Consider the following 15,693-nt stretch of genomic DNA (forward strand, 5'->3'; position numbering starts at 1 on the left):
CGCCGCTTTCCTGCAACGTCACCGCCGGTTCAACCGTGGAGCAGAATATACGATGGCGCATACCGAGGGCCCAAAGACGACGCAGCCACGCGAACCGGCCCAGGACTTAGACGACGAGACAGACAGGGCACGTATTAGATGGGCAACCCGACTCAGAACCCCGAGACCCCGCAGAACACCACCACCCGGCCCCGCATCTCCTTCCTCGGGTGCGGCTACCTGGGCATCACCAACGCGATCTGCTTCGCCGAGCTCGGCTACGAGGTCATCGGGTACGACGTCGACGCCGCCAAGATCGAGGCGTTCTCCTCCGGGACCTTGCCCATCCACGAACCCGGACTGCCGGAACTGCTCAAGAAGAACCTCGAATCCGGGCGCCTGCGCTTCACCACCGACATCCAGACCGTGGCCGACTTCGCCGACGTCCACTTCATCTGCGTGGGCACCCCGCAGCGCCAGGGGGAGCACTCCGCCGACCTGTCCTACATCGAGGCCGCCGTCACCGACCTCTCGCGCCACCTGAGCCGCAAGTGCCTCATCGTCGGCAAGTCCACCGTCCCGGTCGGCACCGCCTCCTGGGTCCAGGAGCTGGTCGACCGCCACGCGCCCGAAGGACTCGGCGTCGAGGTCGGCTGGTCCCCCGAGTTCCTGCAGGAGTCGAACGCGATGCACGACGTCCTGCGCCCCAACCGCATCGTCTACGCCGCTCAGAGCGAATGGGCCTCCAAGCTCCTCAGGGACGTCCACAAGGGCATCCTGGAGCTCGCCGCGGTCGAGGACCGCGAGGTCCCGATCGTCGAGACCGACCTGGCCACCGCCGAGCTCGTCAAGGTCGCGGCGAACGCGTTCCTGTCGACCAAGATCTCCTTCATCAACGCCATGGCCGACCTGTGCGAGGTCACCGGCGGCGACGTCACCGACCTTGCCCGCGCCATCGGCTACGACGCCCGCATCGGCAACAAGTTCCTACGCGCCGGCATCGGCTTCGGAGGCGGCTGCCTGCCGAAGGACATCCGCGCCCTCACCGCCCGCGCCGGCGAGCTCGGAGTGGGCGAGTCCTTCCGCTTCCTGGGCGAGGTCGACCAGCTCAACTCGCGGCGCCGCAGCCACACCGTGCGCGCCGTGGCCGACCTCGTCGGCCGGCCCTCCGGCCCGGCGGGGCCGAACCTGTCGGGCCTGCGCGTCGCCTACCTCGGCGCCACCTTCAAGCCGGACACCGACGACATCCGCGACTCCCCGGCGCTCGCGATCGCGCGCAAGCTCCGCCAGGCCCGCGCCGACGTCGTCGTCTACGACCCCGAGGGCATCGAGAACGCCAAGGCGGCGGCTCCCGAACTCAGCTTCGTGAAGACTCTCCCCGAGGCCGTCGCTGAGGCTGACGTGGTGTGCGCGATGGTGCCGTGGGAGGAGTTCCGCACGCTCGACCCCGAGGCGCTGGGCCGCCAGGTCGCCGAACGGCGCATCCTCGACGGCATGAACGCCTTCGATCCCGAGCAGTGGAGCGCACACGGCTGGGACTACCGAGGCATCGGCCGCTGAGGAGAGATCCTATATCCTATAGGAAATAGGGGTCATACGTTCGGGTAGCTCGCGCTGGTCGTGATCCTCGTGAACGGCCAGGCGTGGGGCGGCCGTTCGACCAGGTCTTCCGGAGGGTCGGGCAGCGTCCTCGGGGCGTCGTGGCCGACCACGATGACCACGACCCGGCCCGATGCGGTGAACACCTCGGTCCGGACCGACTCGCCGAGTCCCGCCACACCCTGGGTCAGCACCCATTCGAGCAGCTCGCCTCCGAGCCCGGAGCGGGCCTTGGCCTCCCACATCAACGTGTCCATGAGGTCTACTCTCTTTCGGGGTCAGGCCCTTCCGAACCTAGTCCGTTCCAGCGCCTGGCCTTCGGGCCGGGCAGGTCGAACTGGTCGAGGGCCCGCACCACGACGTGGTCCACGATGTCGTCGACCGTCTCGGGGAGGTTGTAGAACGCCGGGACCGGCGGCATGACGACTGCGCCCATGCGCGAGAGCGCCAGCAGATTCTCCAGGTGGATGTCCGATAGCGGACTCTCGCGGGCGACGAGGACGAGCCTGCGCTTCTCCTTGAGCACCACGTCGGCGGCCCGTCCGATGAGGCCCTCGGTGTAGCCGGTGCGGATGCCCGCCACGGTCTTCATGCTGCACGGCGCGATGATCATGCCGTCGGTGCGGAAGGAGCCCGAGGAGATCGGTGCGGCCTGGTCCCCGTGCCCCCAGGTGTGGTCGGCGAGCCGCGCGAGTTCGGCCACCGTGCGGCCGGTCTCCAGTTTCAGGGTGGTGCGCGCCCACTTCGAGACGACCAGATGCGTCTCGACGTCCTCGATCCCGTGCAACGCTTCGAGCAGCCGGACCCCGAACACGGCTCCGGTGGCCCCGGTCATGCCGACGATCAATCTCATGCGAGACCTCCAGACTCCCGACGACTGCACCGTAGAGCGCCGCCGACGCACCGCGGCGGCGAGACCGCCGCGAAGCGAGGTCACTCACGGCCTCGCCCACGCTGTCCCATCCCGGCTTATTACCCCGAATCACGGCATCTGAGCCATAAACTCACGGCATGAGGCGATTCAAGATCGGGATCGGCGTCGCGGCCACACTATTCATTCTGCTCGCCTGGGCCTGGCCGAACGGTCCCGATGCCGAACAGGACCGCTCGGGCGCGGAGACCTCGGCGACGGAGTCCCCGTCGCCGGACCGCAGAGCCGCCGCCGAGCCGGAACCGGAGCAGACGTCCCCGAGCGAGGAGGAACCCTCCCCCACCGAGGCCGAGCCGAGCGGCGAGCCCGAGACCGGGCCGGTCGGCGAGCGGCACCGGGGGCCGCTCGGCACCCGCGACCGCACAGGCGCCGACACCATAGCCCTGACCTTCGACGACGGACCCGACCCGAAGTGGACGCCGAGGGTCCTCGACAGGCTCCGCGAAGACGGCGTCAAGGCCACGTTCTGCGTCATCGGCGCCTACGCCGAGGCCAACCCCGACCTCATCGCCGATATCGTCCACGACGGACACACGCTGTGCAGCCACACCTGGTTTCACGAGTTCGACCTGGGCAGATGGAGCGACCGGGAGATCCGGGCGAATCTACAGCGCACGAACGACGCCATCCAGAAGGCCGCCCCCGGCACCGAAGTGAGGTACTTCCGCCACCCGGGCGGGAGATGGACCCAGCGCGCCATCGCCGTCGCCGCCGACATGGGCATGGAGTCGCTCCACTGGGCCGTGGACCCCTCCGACTGGGACGCCGGTAAGACCGAGGCCCAGATCCGCAACCACGTCCTCAACCGGACGAAGCCGGGCTCGATCGTCCTGCTGCACGACGGCGCGTCGAACCAGAGGCACATGTACGGCGCCCTGGGCTCCATCCTGGACGAGTTCGGGCGCCGCGGGTACGCCATGGTGGCCTTGTAAGGGCCGCGAAAAGATCAGCGCAGGTTCTCGGGCATCCTGCGACCCGGCAGGAGCGCGAGGAACGCGAGGCCGAGGAGCCCGACGGACAGGGCCGCCTGCACCGGGGCCGAGAGGCCGAGCCGGCCGCGGCCGGCTCCGCCGTCGCCGGCCTCGCCGCCGGGTTCGCGGACCTCCGGCTCGGGAGGACCGCCGCCGCCGGGGGTGGAGCCGGTCGTGTCGTCGCCGTTCCCTTCGCCACCGTCGTCACCGTCCTCCGCGTCGGGCGTGCCGTCGCCGTCGTAGTCGGGGACGGGGGTCTCCGGTGGGAAGACCGGGTTGGTCTCGTCGACGTAGCTCCAGTCCACCTGGGGCGCTTCGCCATCGTGCGGAGGGAATGACAGAGCGCCCACCGCGCCGACGAAGGTCGCGGCGAGCACCAGACGCAGCAGCCGGTTCTTGCGCACAGGTACACCTTAGTTCCAATGCACCAGAGCCGCTCGCCTGTTGCCCCCTATAACCCGTTCGAGTTTTGTTGAAGGACTTGGAAGGCGGCGAGCTAGGCGCGGGCGGCTCGGCGGGCGCCGACGATGATCGCCCCGACGAAGGTGGCGGCGACGTAGACGGCGAGCGCGGCGAACGTCGCGGTGGCGACGATCGGCTCGGTCACGAGCGAGGCCGCGGAGGCGGCGACGGCGATGAGGCCGCGCGCGGGCCAGCCGAGTCCGAGGTCGCGGCGGCTCACGGGCGAGGCGGCCTTGTCGAGCCCGGCGGCGAGGTCGTAGAAGTACAGGGAGACGACGCCGAGCAGCGCGAACAGGACCGGCCAGGAGACCCCGGCGACGAGTCCGGCGGCGGTGATGACGCCGAGTTCGATCGCGCGGAGCCCCGCGGGGATGAGCCAGTCGAAGATGCCGTCGTGGTCGCTTCTGGCCGAGGCGATCCCGGCCAGGACCGCGACGCATGCGAGGACGAGCGGTGTCCACGTGAGGCCTTCGGCGGCGCGCCACACCGCGACGCCCGTCACTGCGGCGGCCAACGCGGTCGAGACCACCGGGAGGTTCGAGAAGCGGTGCCGGTTGGCGGGCATGGCCCGCGCGAGGACGCCGTCGTCGCGGTGGGCCGCCCGGTCGGGGCGGCGCAGTGCGGCGGTGCGCGCCGCGAGGGTGCGCAGGAGGCGTCCGGCGCTGGTGTACGCGAGGGCGAGCAGCTGCCAGCACAGGAGCGCTGTGATCGCGATCCTCGGGCCGAAGGCCACGGCGGCGACGGCCAGCAGAAGCCAGCGCTCGCCGACGCCGGCGACGATGGTGCGCTTGGCCCAGTACAGGAAGGACCGGTGGGCGCCCATGACGTGCTCGGAGGCCGAGCCGAGGCGCTGCCCGAGGTGGGCGGCGCGTCCGACGGGCGGGGCGGTTTCGCGTTTGCGGGCCTGGCGGACGACGGCGGTGTCGAGCAGGACGGCGTACCAGGTGTCGGCGGTGTGCCTGACGGTCTGCGTGACCATGGCTGCGACGGCGATGCCCCAGGCGGCGGCGGTGGAGCCGTCGAGAGCGGCACCGGCGGCGAGGCCGGCGTAGATCGCGTACTCCTTGCCGCGGTCGGCCATCATGTCGAGCCAGCCGCCGAAGGACGAGAAGTTCTGGGTGTAGCGCGCGAGCTGGCCGTCGACGCAGTCGAACACGAAGCTGAAGTACATCAGGGCGGCGGCGAGGAGGTACCACCAGCTGAAGCCGGAGGCGAAGATCGCGGCCGCTCCGAGCGCGAGGGCGATGGAGACCCAGGTGATGGGGGTGGGGGTCCATCCCAGTCGCGCTCCGAACTTGACGAGTCTCGGGGACCACGAGGAGACGGCGTAGGTGGCGAAGAGGTCGTCGTCGTATTTGACGGCGTTGCGCAGCCGCCAGGCGTCCATGTCGACCGAGGTGAACTCGGCGATGGTCTCGGCGGCCTCGTCGGCGTCGCCGGCCTGCCGGTGCGCGAGTCCGCTCGTCCGGTAGGCGTTGACGGGGATCGCGCGGGCGTGCAGGGCGGCGAGGACGGCCTCGAACGCGTCGCCGGGGGATTCGGCGGGCCAGTGGCGGCGCAGGCGCGCCAGGTGCGCGGCCGAGACCTTCGCGAGCCCGCCGAGGCGGGCCGGGCCGGGGCCGGGGCCGGTGACCAGGCCGCGTTCGACGCTCACCGGTTCGGCGGCCGCGTCGTCGGTGCCGACGAGCACGCCGGAGCGGCGCGAGGAGTCGGATAGGACGGCGGCGACGGTGGTCTGAGAGGCGACCAGGTCGGCGTAGGCGAGGAACAGGGCGCCGGTTCCCGAGAAGGCGATCTCGCGGAGGTGTTCGAGGTCGCTCGCGGCGTCGGCCGACTCGATCTGCGCGGCTTTGACGGTCAAGTCCGCTCCGGGCCTGATGAGCACGGTCACATCGTCGCATCCGGCCTCTCGGACCTGGGCGATGAGCCGGTCGAGGACCGTGCCGTCTTCGGGTGTTTCGATGGAGCCGCCTGGCGCCGGCAGGATGACGGCTCGGCTCACGAAGCCGCCTCGACAGGCCGGCGGGCGGCCTCCTCGGCTGCCCTCTTCTCAGCGGCCTTCTTCTCGGCCTTGCGCTTCGCGTTGGCGTCGCTGGACTCGTTGTAGGAGTCGAGGGCCTCCTCGACGGTGCCGTCGGTGACGACGCGCCCGGCGTCGAGGAAGATGCCGCGCTTGCAGTAGCGCTTGAGCTCGCCGGCCGAGTGGGAGACGAACACGAGCGTGCGGCCCTCTTTGAGAAGGCCGGCGATGACGCCGTGGCACTTCTTCTTGAAGGCCTTGTCGCCGACGGCGAGCGCCTCATCGACCAGGAGGATCGGGTGCGGCAGCTGGGTGATGACACCGAAGCCGAGGCGCACCTTCATGCCCGAGGAGTAGTGCTTGACGGGCGTGTCGATGAAGTCCTCGAGCTCGGAGAAGTCGACGATCTCGTCGAACTTCGACTTGATCTCCTTGGTGGTCATGCCGTGGAGCGCGCCGACGAGGTTGACGTTCTCGCGCCCGGTGAGGTCGCCGGAGAATCCGGCCGACAGGGCGATGAGCGGGGCGACGCGGCCCTCACGGCGCACGTAGCCCTCGTCGGGGATGAGGACGCCGGTGATCAGGCGCAGCAGCGTCGACTTCCCGGTGCCGTTCGATCCGATGATGCCGACCGAGTCGCCGGGGAAGATGTCGAAGTCGACGTGGCGCAGCGGCCAGAAGTCCTCGCTGGCGGCACCCTTCTTGTTGGCGGATCGCCGGACGAACAGGTCCTTGACTCGGCCCTTCTTCTGCTTGCCTTTGGCGAAGCGGATTCCGAGGTCGCGAGCCTGGATGATCGGCTCCTCCATAGGGGCGGCCCTCCCAGAACAGGTGGTTGACACGGCGCGCCAATACTACCGCTCGCCCCGCATGCGGGCACCCCGGCCGAGGACGACGGTCACGAACGCCCGATCTCAGCGGTTCTGTTCTTGTATGCGAGCCTTGCCGCGGGCGTGCCTGCGCTCGGCGGCCAGGCGCTCGACCTCGATGGCGGCGAGTATGCGGCGGTAGGTGACCTCGGTCCGCTCGCTCGTGGCGCGCATTTCAGCGCGGGCCTTGCGGGACTCGTTCCACACCAGGGCCAGGGCGCCTATCGTGACCAGGCTCATCAGCAGTGACAGCGACGACACCAGGCGGGCGTCGCCGAAGTACGCGACGGCGACGAGCGCCGCTGCGGCGAGCATGCCGAGGACGGCGGCGAGGCGCCGCGGAGCCGGGCGGCCCAGGCGGTTGTAGAGGGCCTTGAGTATCGATTTCAATGGAGGAACCTTCAGGAAAGCAGGTCGGTGACGAGTTTGCGGTAGGAGTCGTGGCTGAAGCGCTCGCGCACGCGCTGCTGGGCGAGGGCGCTGCGCGCCAGGAAGCGCTCTGGGTCGCCGTAGTGGGCGTCGACGAGGTCGGCGACTTCGGCGGGTTCGCAGTACAGCGCGGCGTCGCCGAACGTCGGTTCGAATCGGGGAGGCAGGAGGACGACGCAGCCGGCGGCGAGCGCTTCGAGGACGGCGCGTCCGAAGGCCTCGTACTGCCTCGGGTGGGGGAAGTAGATCCAGAAGTCGAGCTGGAAGAGGAAGGAGTCGACGTCGGTCTCGTTGAAGCCGTAGCAGGTCCACTCTGCGGGCACGTCCCCTGTGAGGCGCCGGATGGTCTTGACCCCGCCCATGACGCGGACGTCCCAGCGGCCGTCGCCGGGGTAGACCTTGTAGACGTCCTCGGGGACCGGCCATTTGGACCAGTCGTCGCGGGAGTGGCGGCCGACGACCGGCAGCACCGAGCGGAAGCCGCTGCGGGCCGGGGCGAGAGCATCGGCGTCCAGGATTCCGGGCATGTCGAAGTCGGCGAGGCGCCCGGCGGTGAGGTCGCCGAGGGCCTCGCGCACCTGCGGCCCCTGGGGCACCCACAGCGGCGCGACGCCGAACAACTCGGTGGCGTTGGCGTGGCAGGCGTCGGGGATGTAGCGGATGTCGGAGCCGTCGCGCTCGGTCGGGGCCTGGTTCGCGAGGACGATCATCCGCTCCGGGCGCACGTTCGAGCGCTCGCTGGAGCGGAACTGGAGGATCGGCGGGTAGCGCAGGACGAGCAGGTCGCATTCGACCTCGTCGGTCGGCAGGACCTGGTCGACGGTGCCGTCGTTGACCATCTGCTGTATCGCGTCGCACAGGGGACGGTCCTCGGTGGTCATGTGCCGCCACGATTCGAGGTGCATGACCGCTACGCGGCGGCCCTCGGATCGGAGGGCCCTGATCTCCTCCATCGTGGACTTCTGAGGCCCGCCGAACGGCCGCCAGTCGAGGACGAATACGACGTCGAAGTGGCGTTTGCGCTGGTCGCGAGCGGCGACGGCAGTGTGGTACGGAGCCCAGAACGGCCGCTCCCGGGTTCCTCTCGACAGGTACGGATCGGCTTTTCCATCCTCGATCTCGCGGTGCCAAAGGGGGTAGGCGGACTGGTAGGCACGCCGGGACGGGTGCTTCCAACCGGGCCCGAACTCGTCGCGGGAGAGCGAGCCGGGCGCCTGGCGCATGAGCGTGTCCCATGTTCCCTGGAGGCGCAGCACCGCCGGCTTGCCGAAGGCGGCGGCGACGCGGTTGAGGAATTCGGTGTCGGCGCCCTTGCGAACCTCGTCGTAGTAGCCGATCCGGTCGATCACGCCGCGGCGGAACATCATCGAGGCGGTGGAGGCGGTGGTGAGGACGCGCCCGGGGCGGGTGACGGTGAGGTCCTCGCCGAACAGGAACGCCTCGGAGTAGGTCAGCTGGAGCTCGGGGTCGGCCAGCAGCGGCGCGATGGAGTTCGCGAGGCGGTCCGGGGCGGCCCAGTCGTCGGAGTCGAGGCCGGTGAGGAAGTCGCCGGTGGCGGTGTCGAAGGCGGCGTTCCGGGCGGCGAAGGTGCCTCCGTTGGTCTCCGTCCTGACCACGCGGACCCGGTCGTCGAGGGCGGCGACCTCGTCGAGGACCGCGTCGTACTCCTCGCCGGAGGCGTCGTCGACGACGAGGACCTCCAGGTTGGACCAGGTGCCGTTCAGCAGGGACTCGACGGCGGTGCGCAGGGCCCGGTCGGGCCGGTAGGCGGTCATGACCACCGAGATCTTGGGGCCCCGGACGATGGCCGGGCCCGCGTCGGCGCGGAGCCGATCGAACCAGGGCAGGCTCGTGTCGGGGTCGAGCCGCAACTCCCGGTGGCGGCACAGCCGCCCGAGGCGCTTGATCCAGGCACGCTCGTCGCCACCGCGGTCGGGGTGGGCCAGGTCGGCCTGGAGGCCGCCGAATTCGAGCGCGGGCATGTGCCGGTAGCGACGCAGCAGCGCGCGCACCCGGTCGGCCTCGCCGAGCGACCAGGCGAGCTGGGCGTGCACGGCCTGGTGGCGGGGTTCGACGCGCTTCGGTCCGCCGAGCTTCAGCGCCAGCTCGTAGAGGGCGAGCGCGTCGCGGCGGTCGTCCTCGCCTCCGAATTGGAGGCCGACGACGCGGGCGAGTTCACATAGCGCCGCAGGGTCGATGTCGGTGCCGCGCGAGTCACCCGAACGGGCGGTTTCGAGCAGCCGCGGGAACGTCAGGGTCCGGCAGGCCGCTCGGGCGAGCAGGTACCGGGCGCCGGGCGAGCGGGTCCTCAAAGCGGTGACGCCCATCGTGCCGGGCCGGCGCCTCGCCGCCCGCTCCAGATGGTCGTCGGTCAACCGAGGCGGGTAGAGCCCGGTCGCATCCTCAACGTTCATGGATTTCGTCGTCTCCTGGTCCGAGTCCGCCCGATCGTCGCGTCCCAATTCGCAAGAAGCATGAATACAATTCAAACAATTACCTTCACCTGCGTAAACAAATATTAAACAGGCAAGCCGGTCTATGCCTTGGGGAGAGAGCGGGATATCGTGAGCACGAAATGAACGACTCACCGAAACGCCCACGCATCGTCCGCAATGACTATAGGGCTCTGCATCCACCGACCGCTACAGACTGGCAGCCGAGTCTGGCGGTGACCGTGGTCATTCCAGCTTACGGGAATCAGGAGAAACTCGACCTGACTCTCGCCGCCCTTGCCGCCCAAACGTACCCGACCGAACTCATGGAAGTCGTCGTCGTAGACGACAGCTCCAGTCCGGCCCTGCGCCTGCCAGAATTGCGACCCGAGCACACTCGCCTGGTCGTCACCACACAGGAGTCCTGGGGTTCGGCCCACGCCGTCAACACCGGCGTCGACCACGCCGAAGGCCAGGTCATCCTGCGCCTCGACTCGGACATGGTCGCGTGGCGGGACCACGTCGAGGCGCAGATGCGCTGGCACCACGCCGCCGACTACCTCGCCGTCCTCGGCCACAAGCGCTTCGTCGAGTGGCAGGACGGCGCTCGCACCCCGGAACAGGTCTACGAGAAGATCGTCTGCGGTGAGGGCCACTCGCTGTACGAGATCGAGTCCTCCAGGCCGCACTGGATCGAGACGGTCATCGACGACACCGACGGCCTCACCGTCCACAACCCCGGCATCTACCGGGTGTTCATCGGCGCGACCGGCTCGCTCCACCGCGACCTGTTCAAGACCGTCGGCGGACTCTCCACCGACCTGCGCCTCGGCAGCGACTCGGAGTTCGCCTACCGCCTCGCCCAAGCCGGCGCCGTCTTCGTGCCCGAGCAGACCTCCTCCTCCTGGCACCTCGGCATCCCGCAGATGCAGCAGAAGGAGGCCGAGGGCCGAGCGCAGCGGCTCCCCTACATCGCCCAGCGCGTCCCGCTGCACGGCATGCGCCGCACCGCCCCGCTCCGCGCCTGGCGCGTCCCGCACGTCGACATCGTCATCGACGTCGGCGACCACACCGTCGCCGATGTGGACGCCGCGCTCGCCCCGGTCCTGGCCGGCACCGACTCGGACGTGCGGATCACCCTCGTCACCGGCCAGGCCCCACCCCGGCACGACCGCGAGGCCATCCTCTCCGGCGAGGGCGCCCAACTGCGCCTCATAGAAGAGATGTACGACACCGAATCACGCGTGCGCATCACCACGGACGAACCCGAGGCCGACCCCGCCGTCCCCTTCCGGCTCGTCCTGCCCAAACCGGTCCCGCTGCGGCCCGGAAGCATCACGGGGATCCTCGCCACCGCCGGTCGAGAGGACGCCGGACTCGTCCTCGCCGAACTGCCGGGCTCGGCCCCGGCCCGCTTCGAGCGCACCGCCGCCTTCTCGCGCGCCCGCCACATCGCCCCCGGCGAGGACCTCGACCGGGTCGTCGCCGGCATCTGGGGCGCTGTCACCCACAAGGGATTGGCCGCGCCCGAGCCCGGCAACACCGCCTTCACGCCGAACCGGGCAGGCGCGGCCCGCCGCCTCGCCCGCCGGTTCCTGAACGCCCGCCAGCGCGCTCGCCTGCGCAGCCTGCTGCGGCGATAGCGACAGTCAGAGGAGACCGAGATGGCAAGCAGCCCGAGCATTCGCCGCAACGACTACGGCCCGCTGCGACGGCCGGTCGGGGAGTGGACGCCGAGCCTGAGCGCCAGTGTCGTCATCCCCGCGCACGGCCAGCAGGAGAAGCTGGACGTGGTGCTGGCGGCGCTCGCCGCGCAGACCTATCCCGAGGAGCTGCTGGAGGTCGTCGTCGTCGACGACTGCTCCGACCCGGCGCTCCGGCTGCCGGACCTGTGCCCGAAGCACGCGAAGATCGTGCGGCCGCTTCCCGGCGGCTGGGCGTCGGCGCACGCGACGAACTCCGGTGTGGAGCGCAGCGACGGCGACGTGATCCTGCGCCTCGACTCGGACATGCTGGCCTTCGCCGACCACGTCGAGTCGCAGATGCGCTGGCACCACGCCGCCGACTACCTGACCGTGCTGGGGCACAAGCGCTTCGTCGACTACCAGGCCGGGGACCTCGACCCGCGCGAGGTCTACGAGCGGGTCGGCGCGGGAGGCGCGGCGGAGCTGTTCGACCTCGACTCCTCGGAGCCGCAGTGGATCGAGGCGATCATCGACCGCACCGACGGGCTGAAGGACGCCGACCACCGGGCCTTCAGGGTGCTGGTCGGCGCCTCGTTCTCGGTGCCTCGGGGCCTGTACAAGGCGTCCGGCGGGATGGACGCGGACGTGATACTCGGTTCGGACACGATCTTCGGGTACCGGCTGCACCAGGCCGGGGCGGTGTTCGTGCCGGATGTCGACTCGTCGTCGTGGCACCTGGGGCCGCGCCAGATCAGTGCGCGCGGTGACCTCGCCAAGCGGTACCGCAGGCCGCACATCGCGAACCGGGTGCCGGAGTTGGACACGAAGCGGCCGAGGGCGAGGCGGTCGTGGGTCACGCCGCTGGCCGAGGTGGTCGTGGGGGCCGGGCCCGGGACGGAGTCCTGTGTCGACAAGGTCCTCGCCGGTTCGGTCCCGGACGTGCGGGTGACGCTGCTGGGCGAGTGGCCGAAGCCGCTGCCGGAGCGCCATGCGCCGCTGGACGACCCGGATCTGGACGCGCGACTGCAGGTCGAGTCGTTCCGTGGCGAGCCGAGGGTGCGGACGGCTTCGGAGGTCGAGGACGACCCGACGGTGCCGTACCGGATCTGGCTGCCCGAGGGCGCGAAGCCGCACCGCGACGCGGTCGCCTCGCTCATCGGGTACGCGAACGAGCACCGCCTCGGCCTGCTCGAAGTGGTGCTTCCCGAGGGCGTCGCGCGCTTGGAGCGCACGGCGGCGGCGGCGAGGGCCGCGCATCTCGGATCGGACATCGCCGAGGTGTGGGGAGCCGAGCGTGTCACCGAGGGCGCGCTGGTGGACGCGCTGCTCGGAGTGAAGCGGTCAGGAGTTGGAGATGTGGGCCGAGCTCCCGACGGACTGGGCCGGCGGTCGCGTCGAATCCTGCGACGGGTCCTCGGCCGGCGCTGACGGGTCGCTTCGCTTGAGCTTGCGCTTCGCTGACTGCGATAGGCGCCAGGCCTTGCGCAGCGCCTCGTATCCGAGGTAGGCGCGGGCGGCGAGCAGCCGCTGCTTGAGGCCGTCGGCGCCCCTGGCGGGGCGCCATGCGTCCGGGCCTGGGTGGTAGCGGCGGTACAGATCGGAGGTGCGGCGGAAGAACTCGCGGCGCTTCTTGGGGTCGACGCGCTCGGTGTTGCCGATGACGAGCAGCAGGTGCCACACCATGTGGTTGAACAGGGCGACGCGGACGCCGGGGTCCTCTACGGACTCGAAGTCGTCCCAGACTCGCTGCCATTGGGTGAACACGTCGAAGTGGCGGTCGTCGCGGGTGCGGGTGATCGAGGAGCCGGCCCGCTGGATCCACTGGTAGCAGCATTCGGTGACGAGGGCCATGCGCTTCGCGCGGCGGAACAGCCCGTAGGTCCAGGGGATGTCGGTGTACCAGCCGGAGGGGAAGTCGAGGTCGATCGAGGTGAGGAACTCGCGGCGGGAGACCTTCGTCCACGGCGTGTGCGTGTAGTCGATGATCCGGGGCCATTCCTCCAGTGTGAATCCGGCCGGGTCGACGGGGCTGCGTCCCGCGAGGTCGGCGAGTTCGCCGGCTTCGACGGCGCCGGTGTCGCGCACCTTCTCGTGCTGGACGAGCACGACGTCGGGTTTTTCTCCGTCGGCGGTGACTGCGGCGATGACGCGATCGACCGCACCGGGTTTGAGCTCGTCGTCGGCGTCGACGAACCACACGTAGTCGCCTGTGGCGTGTGTGAGTCCGTGGTTGCGGGCGGGGCCAGAACCGGCGTTCTCGGGTGTGGACACGACGCGGATGCGCGGATCGCCTTCGGCGTAGCGATCCGCTATGGCGCGCGAGGCATCGGGCGAGCAGTCGTCTGAGATGACGACTTCGAGCTGGTCTCCTCCGCCGACGATGGTGTCGAGGCATCCCGCGAGGTATTCCTCGGCCTGATAGACGGGGATGACAATGCTCAATGAGGGCATGAATAGATTCTAACCCTGCGGTGACCGTCTCAGTGCACCCCGAATACGCGCGAAATCACAGTCCTGCAAACGCGTTCTGGCATGTGAACGGCAGATTCTGGGATGCGATTCATGGGATTGGCGCGACACGCCGATCAAATCGGACGACGGGTGAACTCTTGTGGAGCGTCCGGTGAACAATCCATTCGGTCGACTATTGCCTTGCCTACACATGTACCAAACGTGAACCATTCGCGAACAACCATTTACGTTCGCCCTGGTCAGATAATCAAGTTTCGTTGTTGCTAATCTCTGAATCAGGACCTTCGACCGCACCCCGCACAGATTCGCAAAGGATTCTACTGTGGCACCGAATGAAAACGCGAGTGAGACACCGATCGACCTCGTCGTGGTCGGTCAGGGCTATGTCGGGCTCCCGCTCGCTCAGGCCGCGACCGCCAAGGGGCTCAACGTGGTCGGACTCGACCGCTCGAAGCGCGTCGTCGCCGCCCTGAACGGCGGCACCAGCCACATCGACGACATCACCGACGATGAGCTCGGCAACATGCTCCGAAAGGGATACACCGCCTCGACCGACGCCTCGGTCCAGGCGCGTGCCAAGGCGATCGTCATCTGCGTGCCGACGCCGCTTTCCGAGGTCGGCGGCCCGGACCTGACCGCCGTCACCTCCGCGGCGCGGTCGGCCGGCGACCACCTGATGAGCGGCACGCTCGTGGTTTTGGAGTCCACCACCTACCCGGGCACCACAGAGGAGGTCGTCGCCCCGATCCTGGAGAAGAACGGCCTCAAGGCCGGCGAGGACTTCCATCTCGCCTTCTCGCCCGAGCGCGTCGATCCGGGCAACCCGATCTACGGGATCGTCAACACCCCCAAGGTCGTCGGCGGCCTCACCCCGGACTGCACCGCGGCGGCCGCGGCGCTCTACAGCCAGTTCATCGACACCGTCGTCGAGGCGAAGGGCACCCGCGAGGCGGAGATGGCGAAGCTGCTGGAGAACACCTACCGGCACGTGAACATCGCTCTGGTCAACGAGATGGCGGTCTTCTGCCGCGAGCTCGGCGTCGACCTGTGGGACGCGATCGGCCTGGCCAAGACCAAGCCGTTCGGCTACCAGGCCTTCTACCCCGGGCCCGGCGTCGGCGGGCACTGCATCCCGATCGACCCGAACTATCTGTCCTACAAGGTCCGCACGCTCGGCTACCCATTCCGATTCGTCGAGCTGGCCCAGGAGATCAACAACCGGATGCCCGAGTACGTGGTCAGCCGGGCGATGGCGAGTCTGAACAAGAACCGCCTGGCGCTGTCGCGCTCGCGCGTGCTGCTACTGGGCGTCACCTACAAGCCCGACATCGCCGACCAGCGCGAATCGCCCTCCGAGCCGGTTGCGAAGAAGCTCATCGATGCCGGTGCCGAGGTGGCCTACCACGACCCGCATGTCGAGACGTGGTCCGTGAACGGTCGCGAGGTGGAGCGGGTCACCGAGCTCTCCTCGGCGAAGGCGGACCTGGCGATCGTGCTGACGAACCACAGCGAGTACACCGCCGAGTCGCTTCCCGACGGTGTGGCGGTCCTCGATACGCGCGGAGCCCTGCGCGGTGTCGAAGGCGTCGAGCTGCTCTGAAGGAACGAACAGACGACATCCGCCGCGGGCCCACGTGAGGCCCGCGGCGGTTTTTGTTGCCCGACTGCTGTCGCGGCGCCTGGGGAGGCCTGAAATGGCCCTTGTTCGGTAGGCGGCGTCTTTCTCGTGGGTGGTTGTTGTGCGCCAAGGGCAGCAGCGACGAAGGCGTGAGTGGATGGGCGGGCTCGGTCTCGGGCCGCCTGGCCGAGTGAGGTCGGACGAGACTTCCTCGTGTTGTGTTGGG

Annotated in this window: 13 protein-coding genes; 5 read left to right on the top strand and 8 right to left on the bottom strand. The window is 69.4% G+C overall.

Features of this window, described 5'->3' with window-relative positions; genetic code table 11:
- The first annotated feature begins 138 nt into the window (after window positions 1–138).
- On the top strand, window positions 139–1,539 hold the full coding sequence (locus L0U85_RS14895; RefSeq protein WP_241378553.1) for a UDP-glucose/GDP-mannose dehydrogenase family protein: 1,401 nt from the start codon (window positions 139–141) through the stop codon (window positions 1,537–1,539).
- Window positions 1,540–1,571: 32 nt separating this feature from the next.
- Here L0U85_RS14895 and L0U85_RS14900 read toward each other — a convergent pair whose 3' ends face one another.
- Both L0U85_RS14900 and L0U85_RS14905 read right to left on the bottom strand, forming a co-directional pair.
- Complete coding sequence (locus L0U85_RS14900; protein WP_241378554.1) at window positions 1,572–1,835, bottom strand: hypothetical protein; 264 nt, start codon at window positions 1,833–1,835, stop codon at window positions 1,572–1,574.
- A gap of 5 nt (window positions 1,836–1,840) precedes the next feature.
- Window positions 1,841–2,431, bottom strand: coding sequence for a non-oxidative hydroxyarylic acid decarboxylases subunit B (locus L0U85_RS14905; protein WP_241378555.1), 591 nt, complete (start codon window positions 2,429–2,431; stop codon window positions 1,841–1,843).
- A 158-nt stretch (window positions 2,432–2,589) separates the two neighbouring features.
- Here L0U85_RS14905 and L0U85_RS14910 point away from each other — a divergent pair, with 158 nt between their 5' ends.
- Window positions 2,590–3,441 carry a polysaccharide deacetylase family protein gene (locus L0U85_RS14910; RefSeq protein WP_241378556.1) on the top strand — a complete coding sequence of 284 codons (852 nt, stop codon included), beginning with the start codon at window positions 2,590–2,592 and terminating at the stop codon, window positions 3,439–3,441.
- A gap of 14 nt (window positions 3,442–3,455) precedes the next feature.
- On the opposite strand, the gene L0U85_RS14915 is transcribed toward L0U85_RS14910, so the two are convergent.
- From L0U85_RS14915 to L0U85_RS14935, 5 genes are all read right to left on the bottom strand, one after another.
- Window positions 3,456–3,884 (bottom strand): hypothetical protein, encoded by a 429-nt coding sequence (locus L0U85_RS14915; RefSeq protein ID WP_241378557.1) that lies wholly within the window; start codon window positions 3,882–3,884, stop codon window positions 3,456–3,458.
- A 92-nt stretch (window positions 3,885–3,976) separates the two neighbouring features.
- On the bottom strand, window positions 3,977–5,944 hold the full coding sequence (locus tag L0U85_RS14920; RefSeq protein ID WP_241378558.1) for a CDP-alcohol phosphatidyltransferase family protein: 1,968 nt from the start codon (window positions 5,942–5,944) through the stop codon (window positions 3,977–3,979).
- The gene (locus L0U85_RS14925) at window positions 5,941–6,771 is read right to left on the bottom strand and encodes an ABC transporter ATP-binding protein (protein WP_241378559.1); all 831 of its coding nucleotides are present in this window, start codon (window positions 6,769–6,771) and stop codon (window positions 5,941–5,943) included. Before L0U85_RS14925 ends, L0U85_RS14920 begins: the two co-directional genes overlap by 4 nt.
- A gap of 105 nt (window positions 6,772–6,876) precedes the next feature.
- Complete coding sequence (locus L0U85_RS14930; RefSeq protein WP_241378560.1) at window positions 6,877–7,221, bottom strand: hypothetical protein; 345 nt, start codon at window positions 7,219–7,221, stop codon at window positions 6,877–6,879.
- An 11-nt stretch (window positions 7,222–7,232) separates the two neighbouring features.
- The gene (locus tag L0U85_RS14935) at window positions 7,233–9,674 is read right to left on the bottom strand and encodes a glycosyltransferase (RefSeq protein ID WP_241378561.1); all 2,442 of its coding nucleotides are present in this window, start codon (window positions 9,672–9,674) and stop codon (window positions 7,233–7,235) included.
- Between the two features lie 260 nt (window positions 9,675–9,934).
- On the opposite strand from L0U85_RS14935, the gene L0U85_RS14940 reads away from it, so the two are divergent.
- Together L0U85_RS14940 and L0U85_RS14945 are read left to right on the top strand one after the other, a co-directional pair.
- The gene (locus L0U85_RS14940) at window positions 9,935–11,335 is read left to right on the top strand and encodes a glycosyltransferase (protein ID WP_241378562.1); all 1,401 of its coding nucleotides are present in this window, start codon (window positions 9,935–9,937) and stop codon (window positions 11,333–11,335) included.
- A gap of 21 nt (window positions 11,336–11,356) precedes the next feature.
- Window positions 11,357–12,805 carry a glycosyltransferase family 2 protein gene (locus L0U85_RS14945; protein ID WP_241378563.1) on the top strand — a complete coding sequence of 483 codons (1,449 nt, stop codon included), beginning with the start codon at window positions 11,357–11,359 and terminating at the stop codon, window positions 12,803–12,805.
- Here L0U85_RS14945 and L0U85_RS14950 read toward each other — a convergent pair.
- Complete coding sequence (locus L0U85_RS14950) at window positions 12,719–13,828, bottom strand: glycosyltransferase family 2 protein (protein WP_241378564.1); 1,110 nt, start codon at window positions 13,826–13,828, stop codon at window positions 12,719–12,721. The genes L0U85_RS14945 and L0U85_RS14950 overlap by 87 nt on opposite strands.
- Before the next feature lie 343 nt (window positions 13,829–14,171).
- Between L0U85_RS14950 and L0U85_RS14955 the strand changes: the two genes are divergently transcribed.
- Window positions 14,172–15,449 carry a nucleotide sugar dehydrogenase gene (locus L0U85_RS14955; RefSeq protein ID WP_241378565.1) on the top strand — a complete coding sequence of 426 codons (1,278 nt, stop codon included), beginning with the start codon at window positions 14,172–14,174 and terminating at the stop codon, window positions 15,447–15,449.
- Window positions 15,450–15,693: the final 244 nt, after the last annotated feature.

It is taken from the genome of Glycomyces sp. L485 (genome assembly GCF_022548875.1).
Lineage (GTDB): Bacteria > Actinomycetota > Actinomycetes > Mycobacteriales > Micromonosporaceae > Glycomyces.

Coding starts and splice junctions, on each gene's coding strand:
- L0U85_RS14895 (WP_241378553.1), top strand. CDS start 139: ATGGGCAACCCGACTCAGAACCCCGAGACCCCGCAGAACACCACCACC.
- L0U85_RS14900 (WP_241378554.1), bottom strand. CDS start 1,835: ATGGACACGTTGATGTGGGAGGCCAAGGCCCGCTCCGGGCTCGGAGGC.
- L0U85_RS14905 (WP_241378555.1), bottom strand. CDS start 2,431: ATGAGATTGATCGTCGGCATGACCGGGGCCACCGGAGCCGTGTTCGGG.
- L0U85_RS14910 (WP_241378556.1), top strand. CDS start 2,590: ATGAGGCGATTCAAGATCGGGATCGGCGTCGCGGCCACACTATTCATT.
- L0U85_RS14925 (WP_241378559.1), bottom strand. CDS start 6,771: ATGGAGGAGCCGATCATCCAGGCTCGCGACCTCGGAATCCGCTTCGCC.
- L0U85_RS14935 (WP_241378561.1), bottom strand. CDS start 9,674: ATGAACGTTGAGGATGCGACCGGGCTCTACCCGCCTCGGTTGACCGAC.
- L0U85_RS14945 (WP_241378563.1), top strand. CDS start 11,357: ATGGCAAGCAGCCCGAGCATTCGCCGCAACGACTACGGCCCGCTGCGA.
- L0U85_RS14950 (WP_241378564.1), bottom strand. CDS start 13,828: ATGCCCTCATTGAGCATTGTCATCCCCGTCTATCAGGCCGAGGAATAC.